Annotated in this window: 7 protein-coding genes; 1 reads left to right on the forward strand and 6 read right to left on the reverse strand. The window is 41.2% G+C overall.

All coding sequences use genetic code 11. The features are described from left to right. Positions 1 to 33: 33 nt before the first annotated feature. The 6 genes from L0657_RS12190 to L0657_RS12215 form a co-directional block, all read right to left on the reverse strand. Positions 34 to 1,098, reverse strand: a complete 1,065-nt coding sequence (locus tag L0657_RS12190; protein ID WP_409015058.1) for a sulfite exporter TauE/SafE family protein — start codon at positions 1,096 to 1,098, stop codon at positions 34 to 36. Positions 1,099 to 1,520: 422 nt separating this feature from the next. Beyond that, positions 1,521 to 2,495 (reverse strand): sugar phosphate isomerase/epimerase, encoded by a 975-nt coding sequence (locus L0657_RS12195; RefSeq protein WP_235151074.1) that lies wholly within the window; start codon positions 2,493 to 2,495, stop codon positions 1,521 to 1,523. A 105-nt stretch (positions 2,496 to 2,600) separates the two neighbouring features. After that, positions 2,601 to 4,265: a RagB/SusD family nutrient uptake outer membrane protein gene (locus tag L0657_RS12200; RefSeq protein WP_235151075.1), complete on the reverse strand. Its 1,665-nt coding sequence runs from the start codon at positions 4,263 to 4,265 to the stop codon at positions 2,601 to 2,603. A gap of 39 nt (positions 4,266 to 4,304) precedes the next feature. Then, on the reverse strand, positions 4,305 to 7,865 hold the full coding sequence (locus L0657_RS12205) for a TonB-dependent receptor (RefSeq protein ID WP_235151076.1): 3,561 nt from the start codon (positions 7,863 to 7,865) through the stop codon (positions 4,305 to 4,307). Positions 7,866 to 8,085: 220 nt separating this feature from the next. Then, complete coding sequence (locus tag L0657_RS12210) at positions 8,086 to 9,192, reverse strand: FecR family protein (protein WP_235151077.1); 1,107 nt, start codon at positions 9,190 to 9,192, stop codon at positions 8,086 to 8,088. Between the two features lie 95 nt (positions 9,193 to 9,287). Then, positions 9,288 to 9,893, reverse strand: a complete 606-nt coding sequence (locus L0657_RS12215) for an RNA polymerase sigma factor (RefSeq protein WP_235151078.1) — start codon at positions 9,891 to 9,893, stop codon at positions 9,288 to 9,290. 574 nt (positions 9,894 to 10,467) lie between these two features. Between L0657_RS12215 and L0657_RS12220 the strand changes: the two genes are divergently transcribed. After that, positions 10,468 to 13,509 (forward strand): TonB-dependent receptor, encoded by a 3,042-nt coding sequence (locus tag L0657_RS12220; RefSeq protein ID WP_235151079.1) that lies wholly within the window; start codon positions 10,468 to 10,470, stop codon positions 13,507 to 13,509. Positions 13,510 to 13,559 lie beyond the last annotated feature (50 nt).

Here is a 13,559-nt window from a genome sequence, read left to right on the forward strand (position 1 = left end):
TAATCTTTTGATTCCAAAGCTAATGGCTAAAAGCTAAAAAAGAACCATATATATTATTCTCAAACTCACGATAATGACGATTGTTCCAACCATGATCATCATCGTTTTTATTGGTAATTTCCGGGAAAGATTTGCTGCGATTGGCGCTGCAACCATTCCACCTAAAATCAATCCTAAAACGACCTGCCAGTGTGAAAATCCAATCAGCGTTATAAAGGTTACTGAACTCGCTAGTGACACGAAAAACTCAGCCAGATTCACAGATCCAATCGTATATTTTGGGTGACGGCCTCTTGCAATTAAAGTTGACGTAACAATAGGTCCCCAGCCTCCTCCGCCAATGGAATCAAGTGATCCTCCGGCAAAAGCCAGCCATCCGATTTGTCTGATTGGTCGCTTTTCAATCCGTTTCTTTAACGCTTTCTGGATGATAAGAATTCCCAGAACCAGGGTATATACTGCCACTAACGGCTTGATGATGTAAATATATTTTTCTAGTGATGTCAATAAATAAGCACCGGAAATCGCGCCAATCACACCCGGAATCAATATCTTTTTAAATAACTTACTGTTAACGTTTCCGAATTTTAGGTGCATATAACCGGACACGCCACTTGTGAAAATCTCCGATGCATGAACGCTGGCACTTACAGCAGAAGGCGGAACACCCAGTGTCAGTAGAAAAGTAGCAGACGTTACGCCATAGGCCATACCCAACGCGCCGTCAATCATTTGCGCGATGAAACCACCAAGAATATAATAGAAAAAGCTTTCGTTCAATTCCAGTTCATCCCAAAGAACAGAAAGTCGGTCGTAGGTGATGTAAGTAAAAATCAAATGTCCGACAATCATCAGAGCGATGGCTGCGAACAGATTCATACCAATTTCGGTCCGGCTTCTTTTGCGCAAAGTAGCAGCCCAGATCTTGTCTTGGATCCGGTCCCAGGAAAACGGTGGTTTTGTATTATTCTTAGCTGAGTCGGATGATGTGCTTTGCAATTCAACCTTCTGAGCTCCGGTATTGAAGCGGGAATCTGATTCTTCCGGCAGATCGGGTAAAAAAACTATTTTTCCCTGCTCTCTCGCAATAGAGGCCAACCGGCGATCTTCCTCAGGATCACCACTTGATATGTATGCGACCTGCAAGGATTCCCAATGATCCGGATCCTTAACTTCTGATGAGGGCAATGATTCTGACGAGTCCTTCAAAGTCTATCTAGTATAGTATTATGATAGAGTAAAGTATTAATAAAATAGCAAACTAATGTTTGCTGAATGAGGTGCAAATTTAGTATCAAATTGTTAGCTTTCAAAGAATAATAAGAATCGATATCGAAGATGGACCTCTTTTAAATAATTATACACCAGGCGCAGATTCTTCTAAGTATTCAAACATCTCAAGATCAACGCCATATTTTCTATTAAAAGTATCTTTCAAACGTTAAAAAAGTACGCTCTCAAAGAAAGCGCACTTTATTAACTACAGAAGAAAATTATGATATACTCTTTAAGATCGTCTGTCAGCTAAAAACTTTACGAAACAATTCCAGGCTTTTGGGAACGGCCGTTTCCGGATTTTCTTTTCCTTCCATTTCAAGGGAAATGTAGCCTTTGAAATTTGCTTTTCGCAGAATGTCGGCAACTTTCTGGTAATCCAGATCAAGGTCATAAAAATGACCACCGCCATAATAGGTTTTGGCCTGAACGATTGTAGCATAAGGAGCCAGTCTTTCAAATTGCGGATATGGGTTTCCAACAAAATTTCCCGTATCCACATTCATACCCATAGCGGGCGATGAAGAAAGCGGCTTATATATTTCCAGCAAATAATCGATATTGGATGACAAGCCCCAATGGTTTTCAATGGCAAGAACAACGCCGGCTTTTTCTGCCGCAACAAGACATTCACCATAAGAATCGATACACCATTTTATAGCATCCTTATCAGTATATCCCTGAATCGGCGGTTCTTGTCCGTCTTTGTAATACGCTGCATCGCGTTTAACTGTTCGCCAGCTTCCTGTGTTCATACGTATGCACGGAATTCCCATTTGCACAGCCAGATTAATACAGCGAATTGTATGTTCCACATCTTTCTTCCGGTCTTCTGCCTTTGGCTGAACAAAACTTTGGTGAATTGAAAGCATCGGAAGAGAAAGCCCACTGTCAAAAGCAAGCCGTTTGAGTTTGTTCATGTAGGGTACGCTTTCATCAGTCATCTGGCGGTGAAGAATCTCAACTCCGTCAAAACCGAGACGCGCGGCATCTTCGATCACTTTTTCAATCGGATACTTTTTTTCTTCAAAATGCCAATAAGAATAAGTCGATACTGCGAGTGGAATTCTGCGTTTTGCAGGAGCAGGTTCAACAATTGCATCAAATGCCCTGATTCCAGGTGAGGCTAGTACCGCCGCACCCGCCAGCGCAGTATTTTTTAACCAGTTTCTTCGGGATGAAGAAACTTCCTGAACGTGCGGATTTAAAGATTCTTGCATAGAATATTAAAGGTTAGGAATAGTGGTAAAAGATAATTAAAGGTAGGAATAGTTATTTTAAATTAAATCGCCGGACATTAATCTTTGCCCGGCGATCTGAAAATTTTATGGATTTTGCTTCAAAACACTTGCACCCATGATGTCAATCTGCGCTTGTGGAATCGGGAAGTATTCACTTTTGCCTTTTACGAAAACTGCGCCGTTAAGGTATGTTCTTTTTAGTTTTTCCTTCGCAATGTATGCGTTCAAAACTATGTCGGCATTTCCCCATCGAACCAAGTCAAAGTGGCGGTGACCTTCCATGGCCAACTCAACGCGGCGTTCAAAACGAACAGCTTTTCTGGCATATTCCTGATTTGCGAATGAGGCGTAAGGTTTTACCAGATAATTTGCTGCCGGCGTTCCGTCACTGTTTTTTACTAGTTCGGTTGCCGCGCGGGTCCTGATCTGATTAACGATTGTCAATGCAGTCGTCAAATCGTTTTCTTCAACCGCAACTTCCGCACGCATCAAAAGGATATCAGCGAAACGGATTGCACGATAATTATTTGCATTGGCACGTGGAGATTCTGCGCCTGCATTGTCACCGCTGTTCGCGAAAAACTTTTTGAACGTGTAAGGTCCTGCAAAGCTCTGGTCACGAATCCAGTTTTTTCCAGGATGAATTCCCCAGTTAAGGAAAGGCAAGCCGCGACGACCAACTGTCCAGTCTAATCTTGGATCAAGTGTGCCTGTATATGGAGTAAAAGGATCACTTGATGCCAGGCCTTCATCGTTTTTCACATCCGTATCGTTGAATGTATCCAAAAGAGGTAAGCCATCTGCATCTGTTTTAAAAGCATTTACCAGATTCTGAGATGGCTGATAAAACCCGCAGCATCCGCCAGGGCCTGATCCGTATGGAAAATTCAGGTTATCGCCCCAGCTTCCGTTTTCTCCGCTGCCGCCATCCGCAACGGACATTTGTACTTCAAAAACAGATTCGCTGTTATTTTCAGTAGCAATTCTGAAATTGTCGTGGTAGTTTGGAACAAGTGAAAACGGCCCGTTTGTTACAATATCAACAAGTAAAGGTTTTGCCGCAGTATAATCACTTTGATACATGTGCGTTTTTGCAAGCATCGCTTTCGCAGACCATTTGCTCGCTCTTCCTGCCTGTGATTTTGTGGCAGAAAGGTTGTCGACAGCAAACTGAAAATCGGCTTCAATCATCGGCCAGATGTCCTTATCGTTTGGCAGGTTGATATAATCTGTGACCGTTTCATCAACATAAGGGACCATATTCCACATCTTTTTGGCTTCGAAATGATACCAGCCGCGCAGAAACCTTGCCTCGGCAGTTGCCTGCGTTTTTTCTGCGTCGGTCATGTCTGTGGCTTTTGCAATCAGGCGAAGTACATCGTTTGATCGGGAAACACCATCATACAAAGCGACCCACTTTTCGTTAAATCCGCCAATATCCGCCTGTTGGATGTATTTTTCAATGGTAGTGATCTGGGCGAGGTCACCCACATCACTACCTTTATACCCATCGTCAGAAGCAACAGTTCCGTAGATCCAGTTACTAACTGCTGAGAAATATGTTCCTCCTGCCCCAACGCCGTCCAGCAAACTGTACGCACCTATAAGTACTGAGTTAACACCAGTTTTGTTAGAAAGCATTGCCTCGTTTCCAACACCAAGCGGCGTGGTTTCCAGAAATTTTTCTTTACAGGAAGTGATAACTCCCATGCAAACCAAAGCTGTGAATATTAAAATTTTCTTTTTCATAGTATTCTGATTTTAAAAATCCGTGTCGGTTTGTTTTTCTTAGAATCCAAAGTTCAGGCCAACCTGATACATTTTTGATCTTGGATAATTTCCCTGGTCAACACCTAAAACCGTAGATCCCGGCGCAGAACCAACAGAAGTAACTTCCGGGTCAATTCCTGAATATTTAGTAATTGTGAACAAATTCTGTCCCTGAACATATATCCGCGCACTGGTCAAACCGAGTTTAGATAATGCCTTCGTTGGTAACGTATAACCGATTGTCAGGTTTTTCATTCTGAAATAAGATCCGTCTTCAATGAAATAACTCGACGGCTGCTGGCTTCTGCTGTCGTTTGCGTCCAGTATTGGAAGCACTGCATCAGGATTTTCAGGCGTCCATGAATCGTTTAGCATACGAAGGCTTCTGTTTCCAGCCTGGTTGTTGAAATCGGTCCAGCGTTTTACCATGTTCAGAATTTCATTTCCTTTAACTCCCTGGAAAAAGGCAGAAAGGTCAAATCCTTTATAACCTACGTTCAGGTTGATACCGTAAGTGAAATCCGGGTGAGGATTGCCAAGGAATTTTCTGTCAGCATCGGTGATCACGCCGTTTCCGTCTGTATCATGGTATTTGTATTTACCAACAGCAGCATATCCCGGGTAAGTTGGTCCGGCATCTACTTCGGCTTGGTTTTGATAAATTCCGTCAATCTGCAAACCGTAGAAAGAGTATAACGGCATTCCTGCAACAGAACGAGTCCATGTATAACTGCGTATTGTTGGCCCAAGAAGAACAGCAGTAGCGCTATTATTCAGTTTTTCAACATTGTTTTTGTAAGCTGAAATATTTCCACCGATCGAGTAGGTAAGCTCGCCGTCCAACGCTTTGTTGTTAAAATCAATCGCCAGGTCAAATCCTTTGTTGTTCATTTCACCGACGTTGACAAAAGGAATTGTTGCAACACCTTGCGTAGCTGGCAAACTAACCTGGTACAACATATCCGAGGTTGTACGGCTGTAAACATCAAGATTAAGATTGAACATACCTTTCAGGAAAGTCGCATCCAAACCTAAGTTTGTCTGAGTCGTCGTTTCCCATTTCGCATCCTGGTTTCCAAAAGCTTGTGTATCAAAACCGGCCTGAACTGAACTGTTTGAACCATCAATTGCATAAGACGATTGATTAAGTGTGGAACGGTAGGTACTGAAACCATTATAATTTCCGATCTCCTGGTTACCCGTTTGTCCCCAACCTGCTCTTAATTTCAAATCGTCGAGCCAGCTCACTGGTTTCAGAAAAGCTTCTTCCGACAGCCTCCATCCTGCACTGAAAGCAGGGAAAGTTCCGTAACGGTTATTTTGTCCAAAACGGGAAGAACCATCACGTCTTACGGTTGCTTCCAGTAAATAACGATCTTTCAAAGCATAATTAATTTTTCCGAAAATCGAGAAAAGTGACCATTGATAACCAGCGCCTGTGTTATTGATACCAGCAGTTCCTGCGCTCAGGTACATATACTGAGGATCCTCAGAATAAAATGTAGTACGTACTGCTGAAAAATCTTTTCCTGAACCTTTAATCGCTTCTGTTCCTGCAAGTACATTTAACTTATGTGCTCCAAATGTTTTTGAATAATTCAAAGTATTTGACCATGTCCAGTTCACGTCATAAGCGTAGGCGTTTGTCAACGAGTTGTTCGATTCAATTTCCGCTTCTTCCAAATCCAGCAATACATAAGATGTACGGTTTGAATTTGTAAAATCGACACCGATGCTTGACTTTGCAATCAGGTCTTTCAAGATATCAACCTCTACGTAAGCGTTACCGAAAGTTCTGAAAGTGTTTACGCGGTTATCTTTGGTACGATGTAATTGCGCAACAGGGTTTGTTGCAGGTCCCAAACCAGCCGCACGGGTTGCAGCAAAATTACCCATGATATCATAAACCGGAATAATCGAAGGAATCCGGAAACCGTTTCCAATCGGATTTCCATCCTGGTTATTTGTCGAGCTCGCCGTTCCGTTATTGCTATAATAACCTTTGTTTTCAGTATAACTTACCTCCAGATTTTCACCAAAGCGGATTTTCTTTTTGAATAAAAATTCTGTGTTTGACCGAAGAGAATATCTGTTGAAAGAAGTATTTTTCAAGATACCATCCTGTTTGAAATAATTCAGGGAAAGGGCATAACGTCCTGTTTCGCTTCCGCCGGTTGCACCGATATTATATTCCTGAATGGCCGCATCGCGAAGAATTTCTTTCTCCCAGTCTGTTCCCTGCTTGCTTGCTTTCACAATCTGGTAAAATCCGGTACGGTTATAGTTGTAACGCGCAGGGTCAATAAGTGCCAGGGCCGGGTCAGTCGGGTTGTTTGGGTTTAAGGTAATGCCATACTGTGAACCCGCAAGAATATAATCCGGAACAACCGCATTTACACCGTTGCCATACTGCTGATGCGAAGGATTGCCATTTGTAAGTACTCCTGCATTTCTACGCTGCGTCCACAAAAGATCACCAAATTGCTGCGGATCAATAATCAGTCCTAAATCAACTTTGCCGGTCTGTACACCAAAGCGACTGTTGAAGCTGAATTGTGGTGCTCCTGATTTTCCTTTTTTTGTTGTGATAATGATTACCCCATTCGCCGCACGTGAACCGTAAATTGAAGCCGAGGAAGCATCTTTCAAAACCTGCATCGACTCGATATTGTTCGGGTTAATGCTGTTCAGACCGCCTTTTGTAGGTACGCCGTCGATGACATATAATGGATCATTGTTGTTGATCGTACCAAATCCGCGGATACGAACTGTTGCTTCACCACCAGGCGTATTGTTAGATGTAACCGTCACCCCGGCAACCCGGCCTTGTAACTGCTGTGCCACGTTGGGCGCCGAAACCTTCGTCAGTTCTTTCGTGTCAACCGTAGATACCGACCCTGTGATATCTCTTTTAGACTGCGAAGAATAACCGGTAACAACCACTTCGCTCAATGATTTTACATCCGATTGAAGCGTGATTTCAATCATCGATTTGTTGGCAATATTGATTTCCTGGGTTAAAAAACCGATGGAGGAGACTACCAGCGTTGTACTGCCTTCCGGCAATTCAAGCGAAAAATTTCCATCACCATCCGTCGTAGTTCCAACACTCGAACTTCCTTTCAAAACCACCGTTGCGCCCGGAATCGTAGCTCCTGCCGCGTCAATAACTTTTCCTTTAATTGGGAAAAGAATCGATTTTAAGGTCTGGATAGATGTGCCCATTCCCTCAGTCGCCGGAGCTGCATTTTTAGCTGATGGCATCCGTTTTAACAAAATCTGTTTACCGGAAACTTCGTAGGTAACCTTTAATGGCGTAAGGAAGTTATCCAGAATTGCTTCGAGTTTTTCTTCTTTGGCATTCAGGTTAACCTTGCGCTGGGACTGTATTAATTCAGGGCTGTACATGAAATTTACGCCGGAAAGTTTTCCAAGTTTTTCCAATGCCACACCAATCTTCTGCTCCCTGATATTAATTGTCAACCGGCGGTTGAGCACTTCCTGGGCGTTGCTGTCGATAGCAAACGACATCCCGGAAAATTGTATGATAATGAATAATTGTATGAGGCTGATTCTCATAATTTTAGAAAAGCTTGGGGGCCATTGTAAGGTTTTTTTCATACTTTTGGATGTTTTGATGGTTGTAAAAAAATCAGCAAAATAATTCCCGTGTCCCTTTTTTGGGGGACTTCATCTTAGTGCCAACATAGGTGGGGAGTTTTAGTCGGGGTGAATGATGTTGCCACATCGTTCACCTTTTTTGTTTGTTTTCAAATAGTCTGGGTTTTAGGTTTAGAAATTAGTTACACGAATTGCCTTTGATATTAACTTTATCACCATTGATCTGATAATCAGCTTCCAGAATTGCACAAATCCATTTCAGTTTGTTGTCCAACGGTTCATCGCCAAGAGTCGCCGTGATGCTGCAATCTGCCATCACCTTATCATTATATTCAATCCTGACTCCGTATGCTTTTTCCAGAGAAGAAAATACTTCTGAAACCGGCGTTTCCTTATAATTGAAACTTTGACTTTCAATTGGGATTTTCAGTAAGGCAGTTCTCTTAATATTTATTTTAGCAACGGTGAACTTATCCCGTTCAAATGTTGCCTGCTGGTTTGGCATCAATAACAACGCTGACAATTTCTTTCCGCTTTTGTAATCCGAAACGTGTTTGTCATTGTTGGAAAAAACAGAAACCTTTCCGGTTTTCACAGCGACAAAAACATTTTTACCATTTTCATTTGCGCTCACACTGAAACTGGTTCCAAGAACTTTTGTTACAAGTTCATTTGCGTATACAAAAAATGGTCGGTCGGCATCTTTGGTAACTTCGAAAAATGCCTCGCCTGAAAGCACTACTACACGCTTATTGGCGTCAAATTGTTTTGTAAAACTTATCCGGCTATTCTTTTGAAGAACAACCGAACTTCCGTCCGGCAACTGAATGTACTTGACAGTATTATTTGAATTTTCTATCTCAATAATATCGCTGCTGACTTGGAACTGTTTTTGGTTTTCAGTAAAAGTTGAATTGGAAATATAAGTTTTGTAAAATCCCAGAGCCGATGCCAGAATAAAAATAACCGACGCAGCTGTTAGCCAATATCGTTTTAATAAATTGAAGGAAGGCTTTTTTGTTTTGAATGACTTCTCCCGCCGTTTTGCAATTTCCAGCGACTGGCTTACTTTATATGCAATATGTTCATCTGTGATTCCTGCAATTTCATTTTTTGAGGTGAGCAGTTTGAAGCGTGCGTGGTTCAGTGCGGTCTTTTTAGAATAATCTCCGTTTGTCCAGTCATCCCAGTATTGATCGAGTTCAGGATTTTCTTCCAGAACCCAGGCTATGAAAGTTGGGTTTTTCAGTAAATCCTTTACTACTTTTTCCGTTGAGTGACTCATAAACAATAACCGTTTTACACGTGTTTATTGTTATTATCTATTATTTCTGTTTAGATACTCACTTGCCAAAGGATATTTCTAAACTTATTGGAATATTATAATATAATTTCGAAAAGTGAATAAAATATAAAAGAAAATGAAGGCGTAATAGGCCACATTTCTCTCAAATTTGAAAGTGCGCGTTGGAGGATATTACTTACAGATTGAGGTTTTATGGCAAGAAGAGATCCGATCTCATCGGATTTTAAGCCTTGAAAAAATCGGAGATAGACAACTTCCCTCTGACGTGCCGGAAGCTGTGTCATCAATTCTTTCACGTGATTTTTTAAATCAGTTTCACTTTCATTTTGGATAATAATTTCCTCAGAGGAAAATTCCATCAGATGGTCTTCAAGATTGCCGGTAAGTTCGAGCTCTCCGGAAAGCGGTTTCAGCGTTTTAATTATTCGGTGTCGGAAGGATTTTAAAAGATAAAATTTGACAGAAGGTGTTTCATTTAATTTCTCACGATGCAGCCACAAGTGAATGAGGAGGTCTTGTAAGGTATCTTCCGCAATCTGGACATTTGGCGTGAATCTCAGGCCATAGTGAAGTAAGGTGCGATAATACCGCGTGGCAAGTTCAGTATATGCCGCCTCGTTCCCATCCCGGAAACAGTCCCAAAGTATTGAATCATCAGTAAATTTCGTGATCTGAGTCAATATTAATTCTGTTAAAAATGGACATGGTAGAATCAAAAATAGGTAAACCTATGATTATATAAAATAGTGTTTTGCATATTATTTGAATATCAAAATTTAATTGCTTTATACTACAATTTGTGACAGTTCACATCAAAATATATAAGTCCTGGAAATTTGAAAAGGGCTGTATTTTGTTGTACCAAAATATTCTGTCGGATTGTAAATTTTATCCTATTTTAAATCAGTTTCTTACTTTGAGAAATGTTTACTGTTATTGAAAAAATTGTCAAATTATCCAATAAAAAAATAGATGAAGTCTATTTTGGGCACGTTCCCGACATCGTTTGCGTAAAAAAATATTCAAAAAGCCATTGGCGTCTCTTGCTAATGTCTAATCTTCCTTCTGTCAATCGGAGAATTATTAAAATTTAAAATCAATTATTTCTTCGATTATTCTAATTCTGGTCGGACAATGGGATTCGACATATTCAATAAAAACTCAGCTTCATGATTCACTTCGTAACCTAAGAATGTTCGATTTCGAATATGATTTTTGTATTAATAAATATAATAATATAAACTGTTGTGATGTATGTTTAGAAAACTACAAAGTGCGTCTGCCATGGGTTTGTTACTCATGTACGGAATTTTTCCGGCTGGAAGTCAGAAGGTTTATGCCGGAAACCATCTGAAATTCATCGAAAATCGGGTAGCATCGGCGGACGAAAAAAACAGGACAAATTCTGTTTTTGATATCACCGGAAAAGTGACGGGCGATAATGGGGAAGAACTGCCGGGCGTAAGTATTTTATTGAAAGGAACGACAACCGGAGCGACCACGGATGCCAATGGGACATACAAACTGACAATTCCTGCTGGAAACGCGACGCTCGTTTTTTCTTATGTCGGTTATGTGAGCCAGGAAATTCCGGTAAATAATCGTTCGATCATCGATGTCAAATTGCTGGCTGATACCAAAGCGCTTGAAGAAGTTGTAGTGGTGGGTTATGGAACGATGAAGAAAAGTGATGTCACCGGAGCCATTACTTCCGTGAAAGCAAAAGATATTACGGCTATTCCGACGACAAACGCTTTGCGGTCGCTGCAGGGAAAAGTTTCCGGAATTGATATCACCCAAAGTTCAGGACAACCAGGCGCGGATATTAATATCGTTTTACGTGGCAATAGATCGTTAAGGGCTGATAATAAGCCACTTGTCTTGGTTGACGGAATTCCATACGGATCGTTTATTGATATTAACCCCACCGATATCACGTCCATTGAAGTTTTAAAAGATGTTGCCTCGACAGCTATTTATGGAACGCGTGGGGCAAATGGGGTAATTATCATTACAACAAAAAAAGGAACATCAGGAAAATCTACGATATCGTTCAATTCCTATGTTTCGATGAATAAGAAAGCTTTGTATCCGCGCATGATGAATGGCGAAGAATATGCGCAGCAAAAACGTGAGGCTTACCGGACGACCAATGGCGATGTATATCGGAAGGATGAAGATATTTTTCAGGTAACAGAGTTGCAATATTTGAAAGACAAGCAGTTTGAAGACTGGCAGAGCTACATTTTTCACAACGGATTAATGCAGAATTATGAGATCAACCTGACGGGTGGTAGTGAAAAAACCACTTTTGCCACTTCCTTCGGTTACCAGAAAGATAAAGGATTGTTACTCAATGACATTTACCGCAGATTAAATGGAAAAGTGAGCATTGATCATAAAATCAGCAATCGTATCAGGGTAGGCGTCAGCGCAATTTATTCTTTTAAAAATCAGGATAAACGCGATAATCCATTAAACATGGCAAACAAAATTTTGCCGATTGCCAAGGCGTTTAACGATGACGGAACATTAATTTTGAATCCTGCACCCGGTTACAGTGCGCAATTCACTCCCTTGGCAGATGAACAACCAGGCGTTTTCGTGAATAACATTGTCGACAAACGTTTATTTTCCTCAGCATATCTGGACATGAAAATTACGAATGAATTATTCCTGAAATCCACAATCGGTTTAGATTTCAGAGATTATCGCCGTGGATATTATAAGGGATATAATACGATTGCCAACGTGGGACGTAATTCGAGTTCAGGTGTTGAGTTGCAAAACTTTTTTAATTATACCTGGGAAAATACGCTTAATTACAACAAAACAATTGGTCGTCACCAGATTCAGGGTCTGTTGGGTACAAGTTCGCTCGGGACAAAATATGAGGAATATACTTCGGCTGGAAATAACCAGGCTTCTCCGCTTACTTCTTTTCATGATTTGAATTCGAATACTATTTCAAAAGCGATTGGCAGCAAATTAAGAGAGACAACCATTGCTTCATTCTTTGGCAGGATCAACTATAAGCTAAGCAATAAATATATTTTCCAGGCATCTCTTCGTACTGATGGATCTTCTGTTTTGGCGGCAGGGCAAAAGTGGGGATATTTTCCTTCTGTGTCGGTAGCCTGGCGTTTGATCGAAGAACCTTTTTTACAGGATAGCAAAATTGTCAATGATCTGAAACTACGAGTGAGCTGGGGTAAGTCAGGTAATTCTGCTATCGATCCTTATGCCACCAAAGGCGGTTTGGGATTGTCTGCCTATGCTTTTGGGACAAGCGCGGCTTTCGGTTATGCACCCAGCGTGATTCCTAATCCAAATCTGACCTGGGAAACCACCGGAACCTGGAACGCCGGTCTTGATTTTGGTTTGGTAGGAAACAGGATTTCAGGTACAATTGATGTTTACCGGTCCAGAACCAAAGATTTGTTGTTACCAAGCTTGCTGCCAACACACACTGGTTATGCAGAAATTCTTGAAAATATCGGGCAGGTGGAAAACAAAGGTGTCGAGCTCGCAATCACTTCTCAAAACGTTAACGCGAAATCTTTTAATTGGTCGACAGACTGGACATTTACTTTGAACCGTGAAAAAATCATTGCACTCAATAACGGAGTTACCCGTAATGAAGCAAATAGCTGGTTTGTGGGAGAGCCAACCAAAGTATTTTATAACTACAAAAAAATTGGGATCTGGCAGCTAGGAGAGGAAGAGGCCGCTTTGAATTTTGGCAATAACAAACCGGGAGATGTTAAGGTCGCCGATACCAACGGAAATGGCGTCGTTGATCCGGGAGATCGTACAACTTTTTCTCAGGTACCAAAATTTACCTTCGGCGTTAACAACCATTTTGAATATAAAAATATTGACCTGAGTGTTTTTGTTTATGGCCGGATCGGACATTATATCAACTATGAGTATAACAACACGGCCTACAAACCGAGTGCGCTGGAAAATTCTTCCAATGTAGATTACTGGACGCCGGAAAATCCGACAAATGCTTTCCCGAGACCAAACAGTTCGTACTCCACGACTAATTATCTGTACCAATCGACGCTGGGGTATGTCAAAGGCTCTTTTGTGAAAATCAGAGATGTTTCTTTGGGTTACAATATTCCTTCTGCACTGGTTAAGAAAGTTGGTGTTGGCCGTGTGCGTGTTTACGGAACGCTTCAAAATTATTTCACTTTCAGCAAGATCAAAGATTATGACCCTGAGCGCGGTGGGGATTTGAGTTTCCCTTTGGTAAAACAAATGATTTTTGGTGTAAACATTGATTTTTAATCATTCGGGAAAATTATTCCTGAAATGTATTCCTAAAATTTTAAAAAAGA

The organism is Dyadobacter sp. CY345 (assembly GCF_021502725.1).
Classification (GTDB): Bacteria; Bacteroidota; Bacteroidia; order Cytophagales; family Spirosomataceae; genus Dyadobacter.